21 protein-coding genes are annotated in these 24,875 nt (G+C 49.1%); 7 read left to right on the top strand and 14 right to left on the bottom strand.

Features of this window, described 5'->3' with window-relative positions:
• The 10 genes from M4J38_RS16860 to M4J38_RS16815 all read right to left on the bottom strand — a co-directional run bounded on the left by M4J38_RS16860 (nucleotide 1) and on the right by M4J38_RS16815 (nucleotide 13,305).
• The gene (locus tag M4J38_RS16860; protein WP_251760974.1) at nucleotides 1–3,183 is read right to left on the bottom strand and encodes a glycoside hydrolase family 2 TIM barrel-domain containing protein; all 3,183 of its coding nucleotides are present in this window, start codon (nucleotides 3,181–3,183) and stop codon (nucleotides 1–3) included.
• Between the two features lie 98 nt (nucleotides 3,184–3,281).
• Nucleotides 3,282–4,220 (bottom strand): family 43 glycosylhydrolase, encoded by a 939-nt coding sequence (locus M4J38_RS16855; protein ID WP_251760973.1) that lies wholly within the window; start codon nucleotides 4,218–4,220, stop codon nucleotides 3,282–3,284.
• 137 nt (nucleotides 4,221–4,357) lie between these two features.
• Nucleotides 4,358–5,842: a family 43 glycosylhydrolase gene (locus M4J38_RS16850; protein ID WP_251760972.1), complete on the bottom strand. Its 1,485-nt coding sequence runs from the start codon at nucleotides 5,840–5,842 to the stop codon at nucleotides 4,358–4,360.
• Nucleotides 5,842–7,056: a glycoside hydrolase family 88 protein gene (locus tag M4J38_RS16845; RefSeq protein ID WP_251760971.1), complete on the bottom strand. Its 1,215-nt coding sequence runs from the start codon at nucleotides 7,054–7,056 to the stop codon at nucleotides 5,842–5,844. The genes M4J38_RS16850 and M4J38_RS16845 overlap by 1 nt, the downstream gene beginning before the upstream one ends.
• 11 nt (nucleotides 7,057–7,067) lie before the next feature.
• Entirely contained in the window at nucleotides 7,068–8,417 is a 1,350-nt protein-coding gene (locus tag M4J38_RS16840) for a BNR repeat-containing protein (protein ID WP_251760970.1), read from the bottom strand.
• 176 nt (nucleotides 8,418–8,593) lie between these two features.
• On the bottom strand, nucleotides 8,594–9,733 hold the full coding sequence (locus M4J38_RS16835; RefSeq protein ID WP_251760969.1) for an acyl-CoA dehydrogenase family protein: 1,140 nt from the start codon (nucleotides 9,731–9,733) through the stop codon (nucleotides 8,594–8,596).
• A gap of 80 nt (nucleotides 9,734–9,813) precedes the next feature.
• Nucleotides 9,814–10,533 carry a helix-hairpin-helix domain-containing protein gene (locus M4J38_RS16830; protein ID WP_251760968.1) on the bottom strand — a complete coding sequence of 240 codons (720 nt, stop codon included), beginning with the start codon at nucleotides 10,531–10,533 and terminating at the stop codon, nucleotides 9,814–9,816.
• Nucleotides 10,534–10,590: 57 nt separating this feature from the next.
• On the bottom strand, nucleotides 10,591–11,370 hold the full coding sequence (locus M4J38_RS16825) for an MBL fold metallo-hydrolase (RefSeq protein WP_251760967.1): 780 nt from the start codon (nucleotides 11,368–11,370) through the stop codon (nucleotides 10,591–10,593).
• Nucleotides 11,370–11,651 (bottom strand): hypothetical protein, encoded by a 282-nt coding sequence (locus M4J38_RS16820; protein WP_251760966.1) that lies wholly within the window; start codon nucleotides 11,649–11,651, stop codon nucleotides 11,370–11,372. The genes M4J38_RS16825 and M4J38_RS16820 overlap by 1 nt, the downstream gene beginning before the upstream one ends.
• 97 nt (nucleotides 11,652–11,748) lie before the next feature.
• Nucleotides 11,749–13,305, bottom strand: a complete 1,557-nt coding sequence (locus M4J38_RS16815; RefSeq protein WP_251760965.1) for a response regulator — start codon at nucleotides 13,303–13,305, stop codon at nucleotides 11,749–11,751.
• 217 nt (nucleotides 13,306–13,522) lie between these two features.
• Between M4J38_RS16815 and M4J38_RS16810 the strand changes: the two genes are divergently transcribed.
• The 3 genes from M4J38_RS16810 (at nucleotide 13,523) to M4J38_RS16800 (ending at nucleotide 16,789) form a co-directional block, all read left to right on the top strand.
• Entirely contained in the window at nucleotides 13,523–14,740 is a 1,218-nt protein-coding gene (locus tag M4J38_RS16810) for an HD domain-containing protein (protein ID WP_251760964.1), read from the top strand.
• A gap of 63 nt (nucleotides 14,741–14,803) precedes the next feature.
• Complete coding sequence (lpxD, locus tag M4J38_RS16805) at nucleotides 14,804–15,868, top strand: UDP-3-O-(3-hydroxymyristoyl)glucosamine N-acyltransferase (protein ID WP_251760963.1); 1,065 nt, start codon at nucleotides 14,804–14,806, stop codon at nucleotides 15,866–15,868.
• A gap of 39 nt (nucleotides 15,869–15,907) precedes the next feature.
• On the top strand, nucleotides 15,908–16,789 hold the full coding sequence (locus tag M4J38_RS16800) for a polyphosphate kinase 2 family protein (protein WP_251760962.1): 882 nt from the start codon (nucleotides 15,908–15,910) through the stop codon (nucleotides 16,787–16,789).
• A 7-nt stretch (nucleotides 16,790–16,796) separates the two neighbouring features.
• Here M4J38_RS16800 and frr read toward each other — a convergent pair whose 3' ends face one another.
• The gene (frr, locus tag M4J38_RS16795; RefSeq protein WP_251760961.1) at nucleotides 16,797–17,360 is read right to left on the bottom strand and encodes a ribosome recycling factor; all 564 of its coding nucleotides are present in this window, start codon (nucleotides 17,358–17,360) and stop codon (nucleotides 16,797–16,799) included.
• A gap of 55 nt (nucleotides 17,361–17,415) precedes the next feature.
• A complete protein-coding gene (locus tag M4J38_RS16790) occupies nucleotides 17,416–18,459 on the bottom strand; it encodes an MraY family glycosyltransferase (protein ID WP_251760960.1) in 1,044 nt (347 codons plus the stop codon).
• A 282-nt stretch (nucleotides 18,460–18,741) separates the two neighbouring features.
• Between M4J38_RS16790 and M4J38_RS16785 the strand changes: the two genes are divergently transcribed.
• Nucleotides 18,742–19,578, top strand: a complete 837-nt coding sequence (locus M4J38_RS16785; RefSeq protein ID WP_251760959.1) for a transketolase — start codon at nucleotides 18,742–18,744, stop codon at nucleotides 19,576–19,578.
• Between the two features lie 78 nt (nucleotides 19,579–19,656).
• Here M4J38_RS16785 and M4J38_RS16780 read toward each other — a convergent pair whose 3' ends face one another.
• Nucleotides 19,657–20,538 (bottom strand): DMT family transporter, encoded by an 882-nt coding sequence (locus M4J38_RS16780; RefSeq protein ID WP_251760958.1) that lies wholly within the window; start codon nucleotides 20,536–20,538, stop codon nucleotides 19,657–19,659.
• Between the two features lie 115 nt (nucleotides 20,539–20,653).
• Between M4J38_RS16780 and mscL the strand changes: the two genes are divergently transcribed.
• The 3 genes from mscL to M4J38_RS16765 all read left to right on the top strand — a co-directional run bounded on the left by mscL (nucleotide 20,654) and on the right by M4J38_RS16765 (nucleotide 22,896).
• Entirely contained in the window at nucleotides 20,654–21,037 is a 384-nt protein-coding gene (gene mscL, locus M4J38_RS16775; RefSeq protein ID WP_251760957.1) for a large-conductance mechanosensitive channel protein MscL, read from the top strand.
• 84 nt (nucleotides 21,038–21,121) lie between these two features.
• Nucleotides 21,122–22,060 (top strand): DUF3078 domain-containing protein, encoded by a 939-nt coding sequence (locus M4J38_RS16770; protein ID WP_251760956.1) that lies wholly within the window; start codon nucleotides 21,122–21,124, stop codon nucleotides 22,058–22,060.
• Between the two features lie 26 nt (nucleotides 22,061–22,086).
• Nucleotides 22,087–22,896 carry a ScpA family protein gene (locus M4J38_RS16765; protein WP_251760955.1) on the top strand — a complete coding sequence of 270 codons (810 nt, stop codon included), beginning with the start codon at nucleotides 22,087–22,089 and terminating at the stop codon, nucleotides 22,894–22,896.
• Here M4J38_RS16765 and dxs read toward each other — a convergent pair.
• On the bottom strand, nucleotides 22,885–24,816 hold the full coding sequence (dxs, locus tag M4J38_RS16760) for a 1-deoxy-D-xylulose-5-phosphate synthase (protein WP_251760954.1): 1,932 nt from the start codon (nucleotides 24,814–24,816) through the stop codon (nucleotides 22,885–22,887). The genes M4J38_RS16765 and dxs overlap by 12 nt on opposite strands.
• Between the last annotated feature and the right edge of the window lie 59 nt (nucleotides 24,817–24,875).

Below are 24,875 nucleotides of genomic sequence, written 5' to 3'. Positions count from 1 at the left end.
TTATTTAATTGGTTTGATCTGAAATGTGTACGAATAATTTTTAAAAGGAAGCCTGTATTGTTCCAGTGGCCAGGAGCGCCAGCTGTCGATACCGCCAACGCCCATCTGCATCATATCGATATTGAGTTGGGTCTGCGGGTGCTTTACGAGATCGGCGGCATGGCGCTGGTGCTTTTCCTTTACATCGTCAAGGTCGGCGGTGAAGTAATGCAATGCGCTGGCTGAAAACAATGTATCGGCTGTAATTTCCAGTCCGTTTCCTTTCGCGTTAAAGATACGATACCAACGGATACCGGTTTTATTACCGGTTTCCTGGGGACGCACATAAGGATAGAACTGCTGGTCCACCGTTTGTTTGTAGATGCCGACCGGCGCGGCCTGGAACCGGTCGTTGTAATTCTCTCCAGGGCCACGTCCATAATATTCAATAGTATTGAACCATCCGGGTAATATCCATTTCATGCCAAAACGCGGCAGCATCGGGGTTTTAAAACTTGTATCGGCAAGCAGGGATTGTGTTACCTGGATGGCGCCGCTGGCATTCACTACATATTGTACATCAAGGGTGGCATGCACTTCAGGCATATTGAATACCGTTTGTACGGTAGCCAGTCCATCTTTTTGTGTTACTTCCATCTTCACCATTTTCATATGCCCGGGAGCCGTTCTCCAAACGGAAAGCGTATTCTGCAAATCAGCGCCCATATCATTGTCGTTCATGGCGCGCCAGAAATGGGGCTGAAGCATGAACCCTGTATCCAGTAAGGTGTTGCCTTTGTACGTGTAGGAAGAAAGCAAGCCAGTTGTTTTCGAAAAACCGATTTTCAGGTCCTTCGAACGCAGTATAGTTTGATTGGTTTGTTCGTCTATAGTAATTGCTGTACTGCCGGATACCGGTTGGTAGGGCGCCGGAACACCGGCAATATGAAGTTGCTCCATCGCCACCACATGGCCCTTTTCCACGAGTGGCTCCGCTTTTTTCAAGGTGTACACCAGGTTTAAAAACGTTTCTCCTTCCGGTATTTTTCCCATCGGAATTGTGTGCAATTTCTTTTGTTGTGCGGGTACATCGAGTGCAGCGATGGTTCCTTTGCGGACAGATTTTCCGTTCACCACAAGTTCCCAGTTCAGTTGGATATTTTCCGTTCCGGTAAAGAACTTCTCGTTGAAAACCTCCACCGTATTGTTCCCCTTCCAGGAAGTATGGATATCACGGTACACCTGTTTCATTTCCCAGGCGTGGGGGTTCGGCGTTCTGTAAGCGGTGAACATCCCGTTCGCCGAGAAATTCGCGTCGTGACGAATATAGGATGGTTCATAATCACCGCCGTAGGTAATTACGGTATCTCCTTTTTCATTCACTTTAAAGAAACACTGGTCCACGAAATCCCAGATGAACCCGCCCTGCAACGCGTGCTGGTTGTTGCGGATGATGTTCCAGTAATCCACGAAATTCCCAAGGGAATTGCCCATGCCGTGCGCATACTCACACATAATCAGCGGACGGGCAGGCTTTTTGTTTTTCTCCGCGTATTGCCGCAAGCCTTCCGGAGAAGGATACATGGGACAGATTACGTCTGAATCCCATTCCCAGGTAAGGGTGCGGTAATCGCTCACGGCCCTTTCGTATTGAACCGGGCGTGAGGAGTCACGCTGTTTCATCCAGAGGTAGGACGAGTAAAAGTTATAACCGTTGCCCGCTTCATTGCCCATGCTCCAGGTTACGATGCTGGGGTGGTTCTTATCGCGTTCGATCATTCTTTGCATCCTGATCAGGTGCGCGTCTACCCAACTCGGACGGTTGGCCATCGTGTGGTTGATATCATACCCCATGCCATGTGATTCCACGTTCGCTTCATCCACCACGTACAAACCATATTCATCGCAGAGTTCATACCAGTATTCATCATTGGGATAATGAGAAGTACGCACCGCATTGATGTTGAATTGCTTCATCAGTTTAATATCACGCAGCATGGCTTCTTTCGATACCACTGTTCCGGTATGGAAATCCATTTCATGGCGGTTCACGCCTTTAATGAGGACAGGCTTCCCGTTCACGAGAAACTGTCCGTTTTTTATTTCCACCTTCCGGAAACCGGTTCTTTGGGGAATGATCTCCAGCAACTGCCCTTTAGGGTCGAAGAGCGATATATTCACGTCGTACAACTCCGGTGTTTCCGCCGTCCACAAAGCCGGTGATAACACCGGGAAGCTGAAGGTGTTTTTCTTTTGTCTGTTCCAGTTGATCTCCTGGGTATATATTTTCTTTCCTTTATAGGAAAGTTCAAATACGGCCCTGGTTCCTGGCTCCGGAACTTTGTTCAAATCCACCGAAACCTTCAGCCATCCGTTTTTATATTGCTCATCCAGCCCCGGGATCATTTCGATATCATAGATATGAACCGGGTTACGGGCCATAAGGTAACAATCGCGCGTAATGCCGCTTACGCGGAACATATCCTGGTCCTCCAGATAAGCCGCGTCGCACCAACGCATGATGCGCAATACAACAAGGTTTTTTCCAGGCTTCAGGAAAGTGGTAATATCGAATTCGGAGGCGAGTTTGCTGTCTTCTCCGTAGCCCACATATTGGCCGTTCACCCAAACGCCCAGGTTCATTTTGGCGGCGCCAATGTGCAGCACCACCTGCTTTCCGTTCCAGTTGGCAGGCAATTCCACTTCCTTCCTGTATATGGCGGTGGGATTAATATCCATTGGGGTGAGTGGAGGATCGGGCCGCATCAGGTGCGTGAATTCAAACCCTGCGCTGGAATAATGCCGGTAACCGTATCCGTTGAGTTCCCAGTTGGCGGGCACCTGGAACTTATCCCATTTGCTGTGATCGAAGGCCGGGGAGAAAAAATCCGAAGGAAGTTCAGCAGGTTTTTCGGCCCATTTAAAAAACCAGTCTCCGTTCAGACTGAGATAAGCGCTGCTCTTCGACCAATCCTTTCCTTCCGCCTGCTTTGCATCGGGGAAAGTGTAATACGAGGCGCGCATGGGCATCCTGTTCTCTTCGCTGATCTTTTCATTGGTCCATGGGAATTTTCCCCGCAATTCTTCCGCGTTTGACGACCTCATCCGGCGTTGTTCACCTACCGGACTGGATTGACCAAAGACGCAGTTCGCGACCAATATAAAGGCTATCGCCCACAAATTTTTAAGTAATTTCCTGTTCATACGTTTAGCTGGATTAGTTCAAACGCCCCGTAGCACCATCCGCTACGTAAACGATTACACAACCCGCAATTTACCTTTGATCCTCCACACTTAAGGGGTTATTTTCTCTTTTTTTCGGGTACTGATTCATACACATCCACGGGCAGAATATTCCCTTCCGCATCAAAGCGCATAGGGGAAATACAGGTTTCACGGTTATAACCATTCCCATCGGGAATCTTAAACCGGTGGTAGGCGATGTACCATTCATCTTTTCCAGGCACCTGCACCACGGAATGGTGTCCCGCGCCTTTCACAAGGTCGCGCCCCTTCAATACCGGATTCTTTTCAGCTTTTATATAAGGTCCCAACGGCGATTTCGAAGTAGCATACGCCACGGAATACCGGGGATCACGGGTATCATATTCCGACCACATCAGGTAATAGGTGCCGTTGCGCTTGAATACGAACGATCCTTCATTGTACCCCTGCGGCCTGAAACTGGTAAGCGTGGTACTGTCGTAGGAAACCATATCATCGTTCAGCTTCACCATATTGCAGTTGCCCTGTCCCCAATAGAGATATGCGCTCCCGTCATCGTCTACGAACACCATCGGGTCGATCATCTGGCCCCGAAGTTTTCCTTTTGGAACGAGGGGTTTCCCGATCGGATCTTTGAACGGACCGGCAGGCTTATCGGAAACAGCCACACCGATATTTACATCGGCCGAAAAATAGTAATAGTATCTTTTATTCTTATAAGCGATGGCTGGCGCCCATGCACGCTCGTCGGCCCAGGTGATGTCTTTTTTCAGGTCGAGAATCGTACCCTCGGGTTTCCAGTGGATGAGATCAGCAGAAGACCAGGCGGTAAAATGATCACTCATCCAGCCGGTGGTACCATCTGTAGTAGGGTATAGATAAAACTTTTTCCCGAAAGCCGCGATATGCGGATCGGCGAACACACCGGGCAAAGCCGGTGCCGGTGGCTTTAACGTATCTACCGATGCCTGCGCGGTTATGGCAGAAAGAAAAAGAATACTGACTAATAGTTTCATCCTGAAGTATTTTGGTTCCACCTCAAAAGCCGACTCCCGTTGCGCCGTAGCGCCGTAGCGAGAAATATTTCTCCTTTGTTGATGGACATATTTTAAAGTTCACGCATTGTTTCCTCCTCGCAATGAAACAGCGCGTTTTAAGGTTTGTGTTTTATTTCCCAGATACCTGGTTCTCCTTCAGTAACACAGATGCGGATAAACCTGGCTTTACCGATATTCTTTGCAAGATGCGGGGAACGAACGGCAACAGTTTCCTGTGTGGCGCACCTGGTCCATATTTTACCATCGTTAGATTTTTCCAGATACCATGCATGGCCATAAGCCGGAAAAACAAAGAACATTTCAATTGTTCCAATACGCTTTACTTTTCCGAGATCATATTGTATCCAGGGTTTGATGTCGTTGGTTTCGGCGCGCCAGCGGGTTCCGTTTGAGCCATCCACCGTATGGGCCGGAAGATAGGTCGCTGTCCTTTCCACTTTTAGTGTGGATAAACCTTTCGTGGTGCGGGCAAGATCGGGATCGGGGGCGATGGTACCTTTCACGATACGATCCTTTCGTATAGACGAAGCCGTTACAACCGCTCCGGAAAAGGGGTTAGCCGTCGCTTTTCTTTTTGAAGGGAAAATATCCACGCCTTTAAAATCTGGGATTACCGGTTGTATGGTACCATCCGCATTGAACACCATCCTGTTCGCGAATACCTGCCTTGTTGTTCCGCCTTCGCCGTATTCCAGGTAAACAAAAACGAATTCATCTTTTCCCGGCAGTTGAAATACGTTTCCATGCCCCGGGCCCCATACGCCCGTAGCCGTATCTGAACGGATGAATATGTTCTTACCGGAAGGCACTTCAAACCCATCCAAAGATGTCTTGCGGCTCATCATGTAGGCGTTGGCATAACTCGCATCGCCTGATTGCGTGTAGAAATAATAGTAAATATCCTTCCGCCTGAACATGCCCGGTCCTTCCGAATAGGCGCCATGAAGGGTTGGAACGGTAATCACCTTACTTACCTGCCGCTGGAGGTCGTCGCTCACTTCCACTGCCTGACGCTGGCGCCAGAAGATATAGGTTCTGCCATCCACATCTACGAATGGCTCACCATCAATATCATTCACAATGGGTTTTGCATCGGTGTCTTTTGCAGGAAAATGAACGCCGTCTCCATTGATGAAGCGGAACGGCCCTGCGGGGTTATCCGATTCCACCACGTAGGTACCCACCTTGTCGTCGGGTGTAACGATGGTTGGAAAAAGATAAAACCTGTCCTTCCGCCGGATGGGTTTTCCGGGTGCCCAGTAGCGGAAATAACCCGTTCGCTGTTCACCCTTTTCGTTCGTATAGGCATAACCTTTGCTCCAATCCATGCCCATCTCCAATACACCTTCAAAGCTCCAGTTTTTAAAATCCACAGACTTCCAAACGACAGGAGGTCCTCCCTTTGCAAGACCATGGTCCACATCGGTGGTGGCATACATATAAAATGTATCACGGAACATCACCAATGAAGGGTCGGCAATATTATCCGGAATAATGGGGTTAAGATTGATGTTCTTTTTCACCTGTGCGCCCGCATTCCACGCAACGAAGCACAGCGATATGGCAAGCAGTTGTTTCATTACCTGTTTTCTTTATAGCGTTTCATCGCTTCAACATAATAATAATCCGCATACGTGAGCGGCACGTCCACTTCTGTTCCCTGAGGAATATGCCCGACACTGTGCTGCAGGATAAATCCGCCATTGGTACCGGGCGCTGCATTGTATGGCGCGGCTGAAAGTGAGCGGATCATGGTTTCACCTGCATTGTAATATGTTTTTGCTTTCTCCTTCCCGGTGTATTTGTACAATTCCATGAAAGCGGCGGCCATTACGGCTCCGGCGGAAGCATCGCGTAATGCTTTGGGGATATCGGGTGCGTTAAAGTCCCAGTAAGGAATTTTATCGGCAGGAAGATTAGGATGGTTCAGGATAAAATCGGCGATGTGTTCCGCCTGCTCCAGGTATTTCTTATCTTTTGTGGCGCGGTACATTACGGTGAATCCGTATAGTCCCCATGCCTGTCCGCGTGCCCAGGCGGACGCATCCGAATAACCCTGTGCGGTCTTCTTTTGTTTTACGGAACCATCGGTTGCGTTGTAATTGATCACATGATAGGAACTGAAATCGGGGCGGAAGTGATTTTTCATGGTCGTGTTCGCGTGCGTTACCGCGATGTTGTAGAAAGAAGAATCACCTGTTTCTTTGGTGGCCCAGAACAGCAATTCAAGGTTCATCATATTGTCGATGATCACCAGGAAATCGTTGTTGCGCGAATCCCAGGAGCGGATGCAGCCTACGGTTGGGTTGAACCTGGAAGCGAGTGACTTCGCACTGTTGATGAGGATTTGTTTGTATTCGGGGGTAGGATTTTTGAGGTACACGTTCCCGAAACTGCAGAACATCATAAAACCGAGGTCGTGTGTGGTTTTGTTGAACTGCTCTTTTTCCAGGGGCTTCAGAATACGTGTCAGTTCTTTCTCCAGAACGGGGTTCTTCGTTTGTTCATGGAGGTAGAACAGTGTACCGGGATAGAAACCGCTGCACCACCAGCCGGATCCGCTGAACTCGTGTTTCCCTGTTTTGGGGAAGAAGGTTTTTGGAAACTTATCTTCAGGCAGTGCTTTCATCAGCACCTGGTATTGGGCGTCTCCGTCTTTGAATTCCTGTTCGATGGTTTGCAATAATGCAGGATCTTTTTTAAAAGAAGCCTGCTTTGTAGCGGCGCATCCTGCGAGGGTGAATACTGTGATGCCTGCGGCCAGCAGGCGGCTGGTGAAATTGGAGTGTTGCATGCTTGTTGAATCTATAATCTGGTTAATTTTTTCGGGTTACATTCTAAAACCTGGACATCCTGTGGCGGTATATTCGCTTTTCCTTCTCCGTCTATCTGTACCACTTTCTGAAGAAACAGGTGTAACAGTTGTTCTTTCTTCCACAATTCCGTATCAAAAGAGGGTTCCCATGCGCCTACCGGTTGCACGGAAAGATCGGTGATCCGCCATTTATTTTTTGAAGACTTCCCGTACCAGGCCATGGACGGCTTTTCTCCCCTTTCAGCATCACGGAACAGGAGGTAAATTGTTTTCTTTTTTTTCTTGCCTGTGATCAGCAACTGCGGCCGGGAGATGGGAATGCTTTTGGTGCCCACACCACTCAGGCTGAAAGCTGTGGTTCTGAAACCGGCATTGTTCATCTCCCATTTTTTACCCGAGAAGTGAACGATGCGGTACTGCGGTACGTTGGAATCCATATCGCGCCAGTAAGTGGCGATATAGGGATTCCCGTTTGCATCGGCGTTCATTGAGGTCTGGTTGATGAGTTCACTTTTCTGCGGGATGCGCCAGGCATACTCGGCGGAACCCGCGGTGATGGGAAGCGTGTATTGTTCACCGCTTGTTTTTTCCCAGGTATGTCCACCATCGCGTGAGCGGGCGTAACACAGGTCGTGGTTGCTGGCCACGTCCGCGGACTCGCGCCATACCCAGGAAACATGAATGGTGCCTTTGGCATCTACAAAAGCCTGCCAGTATGCATTTCGTTGTCCTTCTCCGTCAATCAGCTTTTGTTGGATGGTGTTCCATTTTTCGGTTTGAATATCGTATGTATTCATCACCAGGTTTCCTTGCCCTGACTGTCCTTCTCTGAAGAAGAACAGCAGGTTTCCGTTGGCCATGCGGTAGAATTCGGGATAGGTAACTTTATTTTCCGCGAAGCCGGTCATGGGTATTTCGGGACCAAGCTTCAGCGAACCGGGCGCTATCCCTTTGGCGTAGTGCAATTTGTTGCCGTGGTGGTCCCAGGATACATGCAGTGTACCCTTTCCATCCACCATGATGCTGATGGAATTATGGGCATCGGCGGCGTTTCCTTTATAAGGTGTCCGTTCCAGTTGCCATACCGTATCCTTCAACGGGCGTTTCCCCAGCACCATATAACGATCGGCATTGTAGTAGGCGATGTACTGTGTATCGTTGAGAGATACGATGGAATTCTTCCGGAAAATCACCGCGTTCACGGAATTGTTGCCCCAGGCATCTGTTGCAACGGTGTGCAAATCTGTTTGTGCAATGGCCGCAAAAGGGACAATGAGCAGCAACATCCCCCGGAAGATGGCGGACAAGTAGAACCGTTTTAAAGTAATTGTCCTTGTCATCCTGCGAATATAATTCTATATATCAGGGTTTTAGACCAGTATTTTAACTGATACCAGTACCAATATTGATATTTGAAATACAATCAATGGCTTTCCATCAAAATTTGCTCGAATAAAAAATAACCCCGCTAAAAGCGGGGTCAGTAAAACGCAAGCAATCGTAGAGAAAATTTCAATTATTTCAACGCCTCACGGGCAATCACAATCTTTTGGATCTCTGAAGTGCCTTCTCCTATCGTACAAAGTTTACTGTCGCGGTAGTATTTCTCCACCGGGAAGTCTTTGGTATAGCCATACCCTCCAAACACCTGTACCGCTTCATTGGCTGTTTTCACAGCTACCTCGGAGGCATAGTATTTGGCCATCGCCGCCTCTTTGGTCATAGTAAGACCATTATTTTTCATATTCGCTGCCTGAAGCGTCAACAATTCCGCGGCCATTATTTCGGTGGCCATATCGGCCAGTTTAAAGGATATGCCCTGGAAGGTTGCAATGGGTACCCCAAACTGGTGGCGCTCCTGGGCGTATTTTCTCGCTGCGTCGTAAGCTCCCTGGGCTATGCCCAGGCTCAGTGCAGCGATAGAGATTCTTCCTCCGTCCAATACTTTCATCGCCTGTACAAAGCCCTGCCCTACTTCTCCAAGACGCTGGCTATCGGGCACCCGGCAATTATCGAATATCATTTCAGCCGTTTCGCTGGCGCGCATCCCCAGTTTGTTTTCTTTTTTGCCGCCGGAAAATCCAGGTGTCCCTCTTTCCACAATGAACGCCGTGGAGTTGTTGCGCGCTCTTGGTTCCCCCGTTCTGCATACCACTACTGCCACATCCCCACTGATGCCGTGCGTGATCCAGTTTTTAGTGCCATTGATCACCCACTCATCTCCTTCCTTCACAGCCGTGCATTGCATATTGCCGGCGTCGCTGCCCGTGTTCGCTTCCGTGAGTCCCCATGCGCCAAGCCATTCTCCGCCAGCCAGTAGCGGAAGATACTTCTCTTTCTGCGCTTCGTTTCCGAATTGCAAAATATGCCCGGTACACAGGGAATTATGCGCCGCCACACTCAGTCCGATAGAACCGCATACCTTTCCTATCTCTTTCAGTACGTGCACATATTCCTCATATCCCAATCCCGCGCCGTTGTATTTTTCCGGCACCAGCACGCCTGTTAATCCCAATGCCCCCATTTCCCGGAAAAGTTCCCTTGGGAAATGCTGCGCCTCATCCCACTCCATCACATGCGGCCTGATGTTCCTTTCGGCAAAATCCCGTGCTATCTGTGCTACCTGCGCTGTTACTTCTGATTGTGCAAAGTTCATGTATCATTATAGTTGTACCACAATGATAAGGAGTTTACCGTTAAAAAACTAACAATCGTTAGCCAATTTTTAAAAATGTGTTAGTTCCTGAAATCAAGGTATTCCCCCAACCAGTTCACCTGCACCGAATCCAATGAAAGCAGCTTATGCAGCTCCTCCACATCTTTGATACCCCCATGCGCCTCCCGGTAGGCCACCAGTTGCTTCGCCAGTTTCCACCGGATCAGCGGGTGTGCCGCCAACGCTTCCTCCGAAACGGTATTTACCGCTAACCTACGCACCTGCTCCGGACTCTCCTTTAAAAAAACGGCGATCTTCCGGAACACAGAATCCTTCAGGCCATAAGTTTGCCCCACCTGTTCCTTGCGCACGAATCCACCCAGTTTCTCCCGGAAAGCAATGATCCTGGCGCCGAGTACCTGCCCTATCCCAGGTAGGGCATCCCATTCTTCTAAAGTCGCGGTATTGATGTCTATGGATGGTGGTGGCCTTTTCGGCGCGTAATAACTGTTTTGTCTATCAGGTAAATTTTTACCCGCTGCGCCTTGTGCCTTATATGGCGCTTTCTTTTCATAATTATATTCAGGATAAGCAGGCAATGCCGTATCCTTCAGCACGGCTGCTTTCTTTTCCTTTATCGTTCCCAGCAGGGAAGCCAGTTGAGCATCTCCCAACACCACTTCTTCCTCTTTCCAGGGGTTCCACCAGGGGAAACTATACACCACAAGGATCAATCCTACAAGCACCAACACGCCCGTTCGTTCCCGGGCGGAAAACATGAACCACTCCCTCCATTTCATAACACACTGTTTAAGCATGTAAAATTAAGGGTGCGTTCAATACAAGACAATCCGTATTTACACCGTAATTTTTAGACCATCATAGGCAAGATGAATGCCCTCAGGTAAGGTAGCCGACACTTCTTCGTGTGTGCCTAACTGGTGGCTGATGTGCGTGAAGTACGCCGTGGGTACATTCAGCTCCTGTACCAGTGTTATCGCTTCTTCCAGGTTAAAATGAGAGATATGTTTTTCTTTCCGCAGCGCATTCAGCACCAGCACTTTGCTGCCTATTATTTTTTCTTTCTCTGCCTGATCAATTCTATTGGCATCCGTGATATAGGTGAAATCACCGATCCTGAATCCCCATACCGGCATTTTCATGTGCCATACCATAATGGGACGCAACGTGATGTCCCCGATCGTAAAGGGTTCCATCCCGATGGTAATCAATTCTATTTCTGGAACACCAGGATATTTTTTGTCTGCAAAGGCGTAAGGGAACTCGCGCATGATCACTTCTTCTGACGCATCATTGGAATACACGGGCATGGCGCGTTTCATGAAATAGTTGAAAGCGCGCACGTCATCCATTCCGGCGATATGGTCCTTATGAGAATGTGTAATCACCACACCATCCAACTTACGTACATCCGCACGCAACATCTGGTAACGAAAATCCGGAGTGGTATCAATTACAATTGTGGTGGAAGCTGTTTCCACCAATACGCTGGAGCGGAGTCTTTTATCATGCGGATCCGGGGAAGCGCATACGCTGCATGGGCAGGCGATCATGGGTACGCCACTGCTGGTGCCGGTACCCAGGAAGGTAATATGGTAAGGACCGCTTCCGTTCATCAGGCTTCCTGTTTCTCGGCGGCATGGCGCGCGATCACTTCCTCATAAGTTTTACGCGTCTCAGGGTGCAGGAACCCAGGATCAAATGAAATATTCGCGATGATATCTATCAATGTATTGATCCTTCCCTCCAGTTGCAGAAATTTATTGAGCACCACAACTTTCCTGTCTTCCAGGATGCAGTAACCGCTCTGGAAAGTACCGCGTTCGTAACGCACCACATACTCCATTTCATCGAGTATCTTTTCGATCTTGTTTAATGTTGCCTGGTTGTACTTCATAGCCTAATCTCCGTTTTTACAGGTTCACAAATCTACGGCAGGCAGGTGGTGGTAAGGTATTAGTTTTTACACAGGTTGTGGAAATTATTTTAACCTCCTACTTACTGCTCATCTTAATCACCGGTACAATCATTTCTTCCATGCTGATGCCGCCATGCTGAAAACTGTTCTTATAATAGTTCACAAAATGGTTGTAATTATTGGGATAACAAAGGTACCCGTCTTCTTTCGCAAAGATAAAAGTAGAGTTCACCGTGGGCGAAGGCAGACCGATATCTTTGGGCTCCCGGAACGCCAGCACGTCTTTATTGTCGTAATTGAGGTTCCTGCCATGTTTATAACGCAGGTTGGTGGTGGTTTGTTTGTCGCCAATCACTTTGTACGGTGTTTTCACGCGCACTGATCCATGGTCCGTTGCCAGCACAATACGTATTTTCTTGTCCGCGATCTTCTTCAGCGCCTGGTGCAGGGGAGAATGTTCGAACCAGCTGGCCGTAAGGCTTCTGTAGCTGATTTCATCGCTGGCCAGTTCTTTAAGCACTTCCATTTCCGTACGCGCGTGGCTCAGCATGTCCACAAAGTTGTATACGATCACATTCAGGTCGTTGCCCATCAGGTTATGGATATTGTTCACCAGGTTGCTGCCGTCGTGGTGGTTCAGCACTTTGGTGTACGAATATTTGATATCGTCCCGTTTTAATGCCCGCAGTTGGGCGCGGAAAAACTCTTCTTCGTATAGGTTTTTTCCGCCCTCATCGTCATCGTTTTTCCACTGTACCGGGAACTTCTTTTCGATATCCGCAGGCATCATGCCAGCGAATATCGCGTTGCGGCAGTATTGGGTAGCTGTGGGCAATATGCTGTAAAAAGTTTCTTCCTCCTGTATCCTGAAATTCTCGGCGAAGATGGGCTGGATGGCCTTCCACTGGTCGAAACGCAGGTTGTCGATCAGGATAAAAAATACGGGTGTGCCCTTTTCCACGTGCGGCAGTACTTTATACTTCACCAGCGAATGCGACATTACCGGGGCCTCCGTGCTTTTAGGGTGTACCCAACCGCCGTAATTCCTGGAAATATATTTGTAAAACTCTGTGTTGGCCTCCTGCTTCTGGGTTTGCAGCACTTCCTGCATTTCCGGGCTGTCGCTTTTTTCCATTTCAAGTTCCCAGTACACCAGTTTGCGGTAAATCTCCATCCATTCGTTGTAATCCGGATTGCTGTTCAGGGCCATGAACAGGTTGCGGAACTGTTGCTGGTAAGCCGATGTGGTCTTTTCCGCTACCAGCCGCTTGTTGTCCAGTATTTTTTTCAGGCTCAGCCAAACCTGGTTGGGATTCACCGGTTTGATCAGGTAGTCTGCGATCTGGCTTCCGATCGCCTCATCCATCAGGTTTTCCGTTTCATTTTTCGTAATCAGCACCACAGGAATCTGCTGGTTCACCTCTTTGATCTTGGCCAGGGTTTCCAATCCCGTAATGCCGGGCATGCTTTCATCCATCAACACCACATCAACCGGGGAATCGCGCACATAGTCGATGGCATCGAACCCATTGGTCAGTGTATGCACTTCATAACCTTTGTTTTCCAGGAAAATTTTCTGCGATTGCAGGCTTTCGATCTCATCATCCACCCAGAGTATCTTTGCAATTCCCATTTTTATCATTTAAACTGTTATTCTTCAATTATTTAGGAGGTCAGCTTTGGTTTTACATAGCGGCATCCTTGCGTCGCACACTTGTACTTCATCGCTATGGGCAGCCAGCCGCTTTCTACGAAACCACCCGTAAATAAAGGGCATCTGTAAATTTAAGTGATACGCCCCGGCATTTCGTACTTTTGCGCACTATTTAACCACGTCTTTAACAATAAATATGGTGCCTGCTACCAGGAAGATCATCAACGACCCCGTTCACGGCTTCATTACGCTGGATACCCCGCTCATCCGCAAGCTGGTGGCGCACCCGTTCTACCAAAGACTGCGCCGCATCCACCAGATGGCCTTTGCCCACCTGGTGTACCCAGGCGCCGTCCATACCCGGCTCCACCATTCACTCGGCGCGTACCACCTGATGTGTTGCGCCCTCAACGAACTGAAAAGCAAGGGTATCGACATCACGCCCGAGGAAGAGACCGCCGCCAAAGCCGCCATTCTATTGCACGATATCGGCCACGGCCCTTTCTCCCACGCCCTGGAACAGGTCATCATCCGCGACGTGCACCACGAGTCCATCTCGCTGATGATCATGAAACACCTCAACGAGGAATTCGGGGGTGAACTGGACCTGGCCATCCGTATTTTCACCGATCAGTACGAAAAACCCTTCCTCCACCAACTGGTAAGCGGTCAGTTGGATGTGGACCGCCTCGACTACCTTACCCGGGACAGCTTTTTTACCGGCGTTTCCGAAGGCGTGGTGGGCTACGACCGCATCATCAAGATGCTCACCGTCCACAACGGGCAACTGATGGTGGAGGAAAAAGCCATCTACTCCATCGAAAAGTTCCTCGTTTCCAGACGGCTCATGTACTGGCAGGTCTACCTGCATAAAACGGTCCTCGGCGCCGAAAAAATGCTGATCCGCATCCTCGAACGCGCTATGGAACTGATGCAAAATGGTGATCCCCTTCGCGCCCCAACGCCCGCCCTGCAGTTCTTCCTCGAAAACAACGGACAGAAAGATCTGTTGAAAACCAACCTGTTGCATTTCTGCCTGCTCGATGATACCGATATTCTCGCGGCGGTAAAAACCTGGATGTTCCATCCCGACAAAATTCTTTCCCAACTTTGTCGTTTTCTAACGGAACGCAACCTGTACAAAGTTAAACTTCAGGCAAAACCTTTTGAAGAAAGCTTCGTGCAGCCCTTGAGGCATACTATTTGTCAAAACCAGGGGATCACTGAAAATGAACTTAAATATTATTTTTTCTCAGGTGAAACGGAAAGCACCATGTACCATCCCGGGGAAGAAGGCATTAATATTCTGTTCAAGGATGGATCGGTAAAAGGGATTTCGGAGGTGGACAACGCGCTTATTCACCACCACCTCTCGGCTCCGGTTAAAAAATTCTACATTTGTTATAAGGGATAATGTAGACCCGGTTGTTATAATATAGTTTGTTGTCAAAATAAGTATATAAGAATAAAATATTCTATGCAATTCAGCGCCGCACAAATAGCCATGCTCATCCAGGCCAAAGTAGAAGGAGACCCGGAAGCGACCGTGAACGATTTTGGTAAGATCGAGGAAGCAAAAGCCGGCCAGTTGGCCTTCCTGGCCAACCCCAAATACGAGGAATATTTGTATACCACAGGCGCCTCTATTGTAATTATCAATGATGCCCAACAGGTGCGTCAGTCCATTAATGCCACGCTGCTGCGGGTTCCCGATGCCTATTCCGCTTTCGCGGCCCTGCTCTCTAAATACCAGGAGATGATGACGCAGCAACTTTCCGGGATTCAGCAACCCTCTTATGTGGCCAGTACGGCTACGATGGGAGAAAATTGTTACATCGGCACCTTCGCTTATATCGGTGAAAATGTAAAACTGGGCAAGAACGTAAAGGTATTTCCCCAGGTGTTCATTGGTGATAACGTGACCATTGGCGATAATTGCATCCTTCACCCAGGTGTTAAAGTTTACCATGGCTGCCGCCTAGGCAACAATGTATCCGTTCATGCCGGAACAGTGATCGGCAGTGATGGTTTCGGCTTCGCCCCCCAATCCGACGGCAGCTTCCGCAAAGTCCCCCAGATCGGGAATGTGGTGATTGAAGATAATGTTGAAATTGGCGCAAATGCTACCATAGACCGTGCAACAATTGGTTCAACACTCGTAAAATCGGGCGCGAAACTCGACAACCTGATCCAAATCGCCCACAACGTGGAAGTAGGCAACAATACCGTGATCGCCGCCCAGGCCGGCGTAAGTGGCAGCACCAAACTGGGCAACAATGTAATGATTGGCGGACAAGCGGGTATTGTGGGCCATATCCAAATCGCCGATGGCGCACGCATCAACGCACAAAGCGGCGTGAGCAAAACCATCAAGACGCCGAACGCCGCCGTGACCGGAAGCCCTGCTTTCGACTATACCAGCGCGTTAAGAAGCCAGGCCCTCAGCAGGAACCTGCCCGACCTGGAAAAAAGATTGAAAGAACTGGAACAAGCCGTGAAAGTATTGCTGGAAGAGCGTTCCGTTCTCAACAGTGAAGGATAACCCGAAGGCGCGGAGGGCGCAACCAGGAAAAATCTTCAGATGAAAATAAAGTGCGCAGACTTCCTCGCCAAAGAAGGGAAAAAATGCAAACTGAGCAAATTCCCCACTGCTTATACCGGGAAAACGCTCGATAAGGACGCTGGTGAAAAACTACTCGAAAAAAGCAAGCAACAACTCGCCGAGATGCAGGACATCCTGTATGCGCATGATGAATACCGTGTCCTCGTAGTCTTACAGGCGATGGATGCCGCCGGGAAAGACAGCGCCATCAAGCACATCATGAGCGGCATGAACCCTTCCGGCGTTAAAGTGGCCAACTTCAAGGTGCCCAACAGCACCGAGCTGGACCACGATTATTTCTGGAGACACTACAAAGAACTGCCCGGCCGGGGTGAAATCGGCATCTTCAACCGGTCACATTATGAAAATGTACTCGTTACCAGGGTACACCCCGAGTACATCCTCAACGAAAAGATTCCCGGTATCGATTCAGTAAAAGACATCACCCCCGAATTCTGGGAAAAACGAATGGACCAGATCCGGCGCTTCGAGAAAAACCTGGCTGAAAACGGGACCGTCATCATTAAAATATTCCTGCACGTTTCAAAGGATGAACAAAAGAAACGTTTCCTCGAAAGGATCGAAGACCCTTCCAAAAACTGGAAATTCTCTTTTGGCGACCTGAAAGAAAGGGCATTGTGGGAGGAATACCAATCGGCCTACGAAGCCGCGATAACCGCTACCAGCACCAGTTTCGCGCCATGGTACATCGTGCCCGCCGACGACAAGTGGTTCACCCGCCTGGCGATCGCGGAAATATTAGGTGACCAGTTTAAAAAATTAAAACTGACCTATCCCGAAGTAAGTGCGGAAACCAAAGCTGAATTAGAGAAAGCCAAAGCGATGTTGCTGAACGAGTGAGACCGGATTATACCGCCATGATCTCTTTTTCTTTCACCCCAAGATGCTTCTCCACGATGGCGATGTGCTTGTCGGTGAGGTCCTGGATGTCTTTTTCAGCATCTTTCGCGGCGTCTTCGCTCAAACCATCTTTCTGCAATTTTTTCACCTGTTCAATGGCATCCCTGCGGATGTTCCGGATGGCCACTTTGCAGCTTTCACCTTCACCGGCGGCTCTTTTTACGAGTTCGCGGCGGCGTTCTTCCGTGAGTGGCGGGAGAAATATGCGGATCACGTTACCATCGTTCTGAGGGGTAACACCGATGTTGGCGGCCATGATGGCACGCTCGATGGGCTGAATCATGTTCCTTTCCCAGGGCTGGATCGTAAGGGTGCGGGCATCCATCACGCTTACGTTGGCCACCTGGTTCAAAATGGTGGGACTTCCATAATAATCCACGTGAATACCGTCCAGCATTTGCGGGTTGGCTTTTCCGGCGCGGATCTTACCTAATTCCTGTTCCAGATGCTCAAGGGCCTTGTGCATGGTTTCCTTCGCATCGTCTAGTATCATGGATAATTCTTCAGACATATAGATTCAGTTGTGCGGAGCAAAGCTACTGAACACCTTGCAATTATGCCCGAACCTATTGCAGTTTTTCTTTCGTGAAAGTAAAAAGGGAACGTTTCGCGATAAGCGTGGCTTCTTCCTGCTCTTTGGTTTTGGCCACAAAAAAGCGCGGACGTGGCTTGTAGTACCAGGCAATGGAGAAACTTCCGTAAGCCAGGGCGATCATGGTGCATATTGTTGCCGTACAACCAATCAGTTGCCCCAGGAAAGTGGCGATCATAATAAATACGATGTTCAGCGATACCAGTACAAGCGTAATGGTGCGGTGCGTCATACCATAATCCAGCAATAAATGGTGCACATGGTTCCTGTCGGGACTGAACGGGGAGCGCCTGTGCAACATGCGTACGCTGAATACCCGCAATGTATCCACCAGGGGAATGATAAGAATGGAGAAACCAACCGCAGGAGCCGCTGGCACCGGAAGGGCCGAGCTCTGGTCGGAAACATTGATGAATTTAATAACGAGGATGGCCGCCACCAATCCTGTTAGCAGGGAACCGGTATCGCCCATAAAAATCCGGGCGGGGCTGAAATTAAAAATTAGGAAAGCCAGCATGCTGCCGGACAAGGCGAAAGAAAGAATCGCATAACTGGTTTGTTCCACCGCGATAAAATAAAGTCCGAAGAGCGAAGCGGCCAGCACCGCCAGACTTCCGGCCAGGCCGTCTATACCGTCAATGAGGTTGAAAGAGTTGATGATCACGATGATCGTGAAGTAAGTGAGCGCCAGGCTGAACATTTCCGGCATATCGTAAACCCCCAGGAAACCGTGCATGCTTTTGATCTGAACACCACCTTTATACACTATGATGAAAGCGGCCAGCAATTGCCCGATGAACTTCTTCACAGGAGAGATCACCAGGATATCGTCCTTAATACCCAGGAAAAAGATGATAAAAGCCGCAGCAATGTAATACTGAAATTCCGGCGCGCTTCCCGGAGGCAGGCTGATGAGTATAGCCAGGATAAATCCAGCGAAAATACCCAGTCCCCCCAGTGAAGGAATCGGATTGATGTGTACTTTTCTGGCATCGGGAACATCAAATAATTTTTTCATCTCCGCCACCCGGATAATGACAGGTATGGATAAGAATGTGATTGCAAAGGAAAGAGAGAGTGAGAGTATTACATCAAACATGCGGTTGTGGATATATACGTGAACAAAATTATAACTTAAAATCCTAACTGCCCATTAACATGCCATTAATTGTGGCCTTCTACACAAAATCACCTACATCCGTCAAAACACCACCTGCAAAAACCAGGCCCGCACGTTCAATTTCTTAATACATTTAAAATTGTAATACCTTAGTTTTGTAATCTTCAAAACAAAACGAACATGCCAGCTTTAAAAGACATTGCAACCCAAATCCGCAGAGACATCGTAAGAATGGTTCACGGCTGCGCCAGTGGCCACCCCGGTGGCTCTCTCGGCTGCGCCGATTTTCTTACGGCCCTCTACTTTCAACAGATGAAACATGATCCGGCCTTCAATATGGACGCCAGGGGCGAGGATTTGTTCTTCTTATCTAACGGACATATTTCACCTTTATTTTATTCAACCCTCGCAAGAGCCGGGTATTTTGACGTAAAAGAACTGGCCACTTTCCGAAAACTGAACTCCCGCCTGCAAGGCCACCCCGCCACCCACGAGCACCTGCCCGGCGTGAGAATCGCCTCCGGCTCCCTGGGCCAGGGCATGAGCGTGGCCATCGGCGCGGCGCTTACAAAAAAACTGAACAACGACCCGCAACTGGTGTACTCCCTCCATGGAGACGGAGAACTCCAGGAAGGACAGGTATGGGAAGCGATTATGTTCGCCGCCCACAATAAAGTGGACAACCTGATCTCCACCATCGACTGGAACGGTCAGCAAATTGATGGGCCCACCAGCAAAGTATTGAGCCTTGGCGACCTCGCCGCTAAATTCGCCGCCTTCGGCTGGGAAATCGTTCACCTCGAAAAGGGTAACGATATGGATGAAGTGGTGGCCGCACTGGATAAAGCCAAAAGCCTTACCGGTAAAGGAAAACCCGTCGTGATCCTGATGGTGACCGCTATGGGAAGCGGCGTCGACTTTATGGAAGGCAGCCACGAATGGCACGGTATCGCTCCAAACGATGAACAACTCGCTAAGGCTTTGGCCCAGTTGCCAGAAACACTTGGCGACTACTAAAAACGACTGATCACTTTCTTATACGAATAAGCCCCTGCTTCAACACAGGGGCTTATTCGTATAAGAAGATCATAGCAGTCAGGCTCCCTTTATCTTCTTATTCGTCACCCATACCCCCGCCAGTATAATCCCCAGGCATCCGATCTGCAGTAACGTAATCTCTTCGTGGGCAAGAAAGCCCCAGATCAACGCCACGAACGGGATGCCGTAAGTAACCATGGAAGAGAAAATCACCCCCGCGCGCTTCACCAGCATATAAAAAAGGATAGAAGCCAGCGCCGTTCCCAATGCACCCAATACAACCGAGGCACCTGTGGAAAACAATACCGGAGTAGCTGTAAAATCGTGGTTGAAATACCCGCTGATAAAAAGAGTCAGCAGCGCAGGAAGCAAAAGAAAACCCAATGCGGCAGAAGCGATATGAATGGAATCGATGCCCTGTAAATGCCTGCTCACCAGGTTTACGTTCAGCCCATAACAGATGGTGGCCACCAATACCAGCGATGAGTAAGAAACATAAGAGAGATCGGGAACACCTTTAGACAGAAACAATAAGCACAATCCAATAAAGCCGATACTCACCCCGAGCCATTTGTTCCAAGATACTTTCGCCTGAAAGAAAGAAACACTTACCAATATGGTGAACAGCGGCGTTAACGCGTTCAGGATACCGGCCAGTGCGCTATCGATCCTGGTTTCGGCTATGCAGAACAGAAAGGAAGGGAAAAAATTACCCAGTAAGCCCGACCACACGATTAAAACGATCTTTTGTTTGGGAATGTTGCGAAGGGCCCGGATGAAAAATGGCAGCAATACAATACCTGCGCTCGCCATCCTGAGGGCCGCCACCTGGTAAGCGGAAAGCGCTTCCATACCCGTTTTCATGAGTTGAAACGAACTGCCCCATATTACTGAAAGCCCTATAAAAAGGACCCAGTTCATCCATTTGTTGTCCTGCATACGATTGAAAGGATACGAAGGTAGGCAGATTTTTTGCTGTGCTGGTGAAAACAATTTCAATGGAAAGGCCGTAATTTACCTGACCATTCATTATTCACCTTTAAACAATTACCATATGGGATTCGTCAAGGAATTTAAAGACTTCGCCGTAAGGGGCAATATGCTTGACCTGGCGATCGGTGTAATCATCGGCGGCGCTTTCAACAACATCGTGAAATCTTTGACCGATGATATCATTACACCGCTGTTGCTTACACCTGCATTGAACGCATTGAACCTTTCCGACCTGCAGGACCTTACCATGTTCGGCGCTGTAAAGTACGGCATGTTCATTTCAGCGGTCATCAACTTCATCATCGTGGCTTTTGTGCTTTTTATGCTGGTACGTACCATCAACAGGATGAGGAAGAAGGAAGCAGAAGCACCGGCAGCGCCACCAGCGCCCACGGCATCGGAAAAACTACTCATGGAGATCCGCGACGAACTCAGAAAAAAATAAGAACGGCTTTCTATCCTTCCGTTCAATTGCTATTTTTGCGGGGCCGCCTACCAAAGGCGGCCTCTTTTCATTAAACAGGATACCATGAAACTGACCGGCCTTTCCGCCTTTGTACTGCTCCTATCTCTTTCCCTTTCAGCACAAGATGCCACCGTTAAAAAACTGAGGGAAGATGCGTCAAAAAACGTGACCAAACCCAATGAACAACCGGAAGGATGGATGCAGAAAGGATTGCTGAATATCAACTTATCGCAGGGGAGTTCTTCCAACTGGTCGGCAGGCGCGGATAAATTCACTTTCGCCAACAATCTTTTCCTCAACTACCAGGCATTGTATAAAAATGGAAAGAACTTCTTCGATAATAATTTCGATGTGAACTATGGTATGGTGAACACCACCTCCACTGGGTTCCGGAAGAATGATGACCGCTTTGATGTACTTTCCAAATACGGCCGCCAACTGGATACCTCCGGCGTTTGGTTTTTCACCGTAATGGGCAATTTCCGGACGCAGCTCACCGATGGCTACCGCTACTTTAAAACAGCCGCCGGCGCCGATACCAGCGAACTGTCGTCCAGCTTCCTTGCGCCCGCCAACTTATTGCTCTCACCCGGTATTGAATGGCGGCCCAATAATACGTTCAGTGTATTTCTTTCCCCTGCTTCCTCGCGGTGGATCATCGTAAGCCGCCGCACCAACAGGCTGGCCGAACTGTATGGCGTGGAGCCTGGCAGCACCTACCGCTACGAGATCGGTGGATTCCTTACGGCGAATTACAACAAAGAACTCGCGAAGAACATCAGCTACAAAGGAAGGCTCGACCTCTTTTCGAATTACCGGAACAACCCGGCCAATGTAGACGTATTCTTCACTAACTTATTGGCACTCAAAGTAAACAAATGGCTGCAGGTTACTTATAACCTCGATATTATTTATGATGATGACGCGCTGAAGCCGGAAGGATCGCGCTGGGGAACGCAGATCAAATCACTGCTCGGCGTCGGATTCGCCACCAGTTTTTAAGGGCATTTTGCTTACTTTTGACCACTATGGCCGCAAATACTCCCTCCTACCAGATTAAACTGCCGCAGTTCGAAGGTCCGTTCGATCTGCTGCTGTTCTTCATCGAAAGAGATGAACTGGATATCTATAATATTCCCATCACCAGGATCATCAAAGACTTCCTGGAATACATTCACGGGCAGGAACAACTGAACATTGAATTGTCCAGCGAATTCATCCTTTTCGTGTCCACGCTCATGCGCATCAAGGCCAAGATGCTGCTTCCCCGCAAGGAACTGGACGCCCAGGGCAACGAGATTGATCCCCGCCAGGAACTGATCGATAAAATTCTCGAATACAAAAAATTCAAGGAAGCCTCCACGCAACTCAGCGAAATGGAAGCCATCCGCATGCTGATGGTGAAAAGAGGCAACCTTCAGAAAGACCTCTCCAATATCGGGGAGGAAGCCGGGGAAGGAACGGAAATACAGGCCATCTCCATGTTCAAACTCATGAAGGCTTTTGAACGGGTGATGCAGCGCTTATACGACAAGAAAAACCAGCCCGTGCACACCGTGGTGCAATACAAATACACCATGGAGCAAAGCCGGGAAGCGATGATAAGCCTGGCCTCCCACAAAAAGACCATGTCGTTCGAGAAGATATTTGAATCGTGTAACGACCGCGTTCATGCGATCTTCATGTTCCTGAGTATGCTGGAACTGGTACAGATGAAATTCCTGAAGATCATGACCGGCGAGGGCCGTAACAATTTCATCATCGAATACATTGAGCCGGAGAACAGGGAAATTGCGGAAGCGGGCGAAACGCCCACTCCCGATCCTTTATTGCAATAATGTTTCTACCGTAACTGTTTCTCTTAGCATGGCGCGTACCGCGTCGGCGATACCTTCGGCATCGTAACCACATTCGCGGTGCAGTTCTTTCAGGGTGCCGTGTTCCACCAACCTGTCGGGAATACCCAATATAGTGACTTCCGCCTGGTAATTGTGTTGGGCCATGAACTCGAGGATGGCGCTGCCGAATCCGCCCACAACGGTGCCGTCTTCCACGGTAACCACTTTCTTATATTTTGAGAATACTTCGTGCAGCATTACTTCATCCAGAGGTTTCACAAAACGCATATCGTAATGCGCAGGGTCAATTCCTTCGGAACGCAGGCTGCGGATGGCCGCGGCGGCAAAGTTGCCGGGATGTCCCAAACTCAGTATCGCCACATCTTTCCCATCTTTTAATTTGCGGCCGGTACCGATGGTGATCTCCTGCAAAGGTGTGCGCCATTCAGGCATTACTCCTTCCCCCCTCGGGTAACGGATCACAAAAGGATAACCGTTGGAATCGAGTTGAGCGGTAAACATCAGGTTACGCAATTCCGACTCATTCATCGGCGAACTGATGATCATATTGGGAATACACCTGAAATAAGCGATATCGTAAGCGCCATGGTGCGTGGGACCATCTTCTCCCACCAATCCGGCGCGGTCCAGGCAAAGTACCACGGGTAGTTTCTGAATGGCCACATCATGCACCACCTGGTCGAAGGCCCGTTGCATAAACGAAGAATAGATGTTACAGAAAACGCGCAATCCCTGTGTGGCCATGCCTGCCGAAACCGTTACGGCGTGTTGCTCGCAAATGCCCACATCAAAAGCGCGGTCGGGCATCTTATCCATCATGAACTTCAGCGAACAGCCGCTGGGCATCGCAGGTGTAACGCCCATGATATTGGGGTTCATTTCCGCCAGTTCAATCATTGTATGACCAAATACATCCTGGTATTTCGGCGGTTGAGGCAAATCAAATTTCTTCTTGTAAATCTCTCCGGTAATTTTATCGAAGAGCCCTGGCGCGTGCCATTTGGTCTGGTCCTTTTCTGCCAGGGCATATCCTTTTCCTTTTACGGTAACGATGTGCAGCAGTTTGGGGCCGGGAATATTTTTGAGGTCACGGAGCGTGTCCACGAGCTTCGTGATGTTGTGCCCGTCTATCGGACCGAAATACCGGATCTTCAGCGCTTCAAAGAGGTTACTGCTTTTGGTGAGCATGCCTTTGATGGTATGGTCCAGTTTGCTGGCCATTTCGCGTGAAAAGCGTGAACCGATGGGCAGTTTTCCCAGAGCGTTCCACACATCATCCTTCAGTTTATTGTAGGTATGTGAAGTGGTAATATCCGTCAGGTATTCTTTCAGCGCCCCAACATTGGGGTCGATGCTCATACAATTGTCGTTGAGAATGATGAGCATATCGCTATCTGCAACACCGGCGTGGTTCATGGCTTCGAACGCCATGCCAGCGGTCATGGAGCCATCGCCGATCACGGCAACCGATTTCCGGTCCTCTCCCCTGTACTTCGCGGCCATAGCCATACCGAGGGCGGCAGAGATGGACGTGGAGGAATGTCCCACACCGAAAGTATCATAGTCACTTTCTGATCTTTTGGGGAATCCGCTCAATCCTTTGTATTTGCGGTTGGAAGGGAAACTTTCCCTTCTGCCCGTGAGTATTTTATGCCCGTAAGCCTGGTGGCCCACATCCCATACCAGTTGATCGTAGGGTGTATTGTACACATAATGAAGCGCCACGGAAAGCTCCACCACGCCTAAACTGGCGGCGAAATGCCCTCCGTGGATACTCACCACGTCAATAATATACTGGCGCAGTTCTTCGCAAACCTGTTGCAACTGATCTTTGGTAAGCAGTTTCAGGTCGTCGGGGGTATTGATGTTTCTGAGCAGTGGGCCCGCTGTGATCTCCATGTAAGCAAATGGTTAATATGGGTGCAAAAATACAATAATTAGGCCATGACAACCCATTA

The sequence above is a fragment of the Parasegetibacter sp. NRK P23 genome, from assembly GCF_023721715.1.
Lineage (GTDB): Bacteria > Bacteroidota > Bacteroidia > Chitinophagales > Chitinophagaceae > Parasegetibacter.
This window is presented reverse-complemented; position numbering and strand designations above follow the sequence as displayed.

Excerpts from the sequence above, each read along its gene's own strand:
- M4J38_RS16860 (WP_251760974.1), bottom strand. The coding sequence starts at position 3,183 with ATGAACAGGAAATTACTTAAAAATTTGTGGGCGATAGCCTTTATATTG.
- M4J38_RS16855 (WP_251760973.1), bottom strand. The coding sequence starts at position 4,220 with ATGAAACTATTAGTCAGTATTCTTTTTCTTTCTGCCATAACCGCGCAG.
- M4J38_RS16850 (WP_251760972.1), bottom strand. The coding sequence starts at position 5,842 with ATGAAACAACTGCTTGCCATATCGCTGTGCTTCGTTGCGTGGAATGCG.
- M4J38_RS16845 (WP_251760971.1), bottom strand. The coding sequence starts at position 7,056 with ATGCAACACTCCAATTTCACCAGCCGCCTGCTGGCCGCAGGCATCACA.
- M4J38_RS16840 (WP_251760970.1), bottom strand. The coding sequence starts at position 8,417 with ATGACAAGGACAATTACTTTAAAACGGTTCTACTTGTCCGCCATCTTC.
- M4J38_RS16835 (WP_251760969.1), bottom strand. The coding sequence starts at position 9,733 with ATGAACTTTGCACAATCAGAAGTAACAGCGCAGGTAGCACAGATAGCA.
- M4J38_RS16830 (WP_251760968.1), bottom strand. The coding sequence starts at position 10,533 with ATGAAATGGAGGGAGTGGTTCATGTTTTCCGCCCGGGAACGAACGGGC.
- M4J38_RS16825 (WP_251760967.1), bottom strand. The coding sequence starts at position 11,370 with ATGAACGGAAGCGGTCCTTACCATATTACCTTCCTGGGTACCGGCACC.
- M4J38_RS16820 (WP_251760966.1), bottom strand. The coding sequence starts at position 11,651 with ATGAAGTACAACCAGGCAACATTAAACAAGATCGAAAAGATACTCGAT.
- M4J38_RS16815 (WP_251760965.1), bottom strand. The coding sequence starts at position 13,305 with ATGGGAATTGCAAAGATACTCTGGGTGGATGATGAGATCGAAAGCCTG.
- M4J38_RS16810 (WP_251760964.1), top strand. The coding sequence starts at position 13,523 with ATGGTGCCTGCTACCAGGAAGATCATCAACGACCCCGTTCACGGCTTC.
- lpxD (WP_251760963.1), top strand. The coding sequence starts at position 14,804 with ATGCAATTCAGCGCCGCACAAATAGCCATGCTCATCCAGGCCAAAGTA.
- M4J38_RS16800 (WP_251760962.1), top strand. The coding sequence starts at position 15,908 with ATGAAAATAAAGTGCGCAGACTTCCTCGCCAAAGAAGGGAAAAAATGC.
- frr (WP_251760961.1), bottom strand. The coding sequence starts at position 17,360 with ATGTCTGAAGAATTATCCATGATACTAGACGATGCGAAGGAAACCATG.
- M4J38_RS16790 (WP_251760960.1), bottom strand. The coding sequence starts at position 18,459 with ATGAAAAAATTATTTGATGTTCCCGATGCCAGAAAAGTACACATCAAT.
- M4J38_RS16785 (WP_251760959.1), top strand. The coding sequence starts at position 18,742 with ATGCCAGCTTTAAAAGACATTGCAACCCAAATCCGCAGAGACATCGTA.
- M4J38_RS16780 (WP_251760958.1), bottom strand. The coding sequence starts at position 20,538 with ATGCAGGACAACAAATGGATGAACTGGGTCCTTTTTATAGGGCTTTCA.
- mscL (WP_251760957.1), top strand. The coding sequence starts at position 20,654 with ATGGGATTCGTCAAGGAATTTAAAGACTTCGCCGTAAGGGGCAATATG.
- M4J38_RS16770 (WP_251760956.1), top strand. The coding sequence starts at position 21,122 with ATGAAACTGACCGGCCTTTCCGCCTTTGTACTGCTCCTATCTCTTTCC.
- M4J38_RS16765 (WP_251760955.1), top strand. The coding sequence starts at position 22,087 with ATGGCCGCAAATACTCCCTCCTACCAGATTAAACTGCCGCAGTTCGAA.
- dxs (WP_251760954.1), bottom strand. The coding sequence starts at position 24,816 with ATGGAGATCACAGCGGGCCCACTGCTCAGAAACATCAATACCCCCGAC.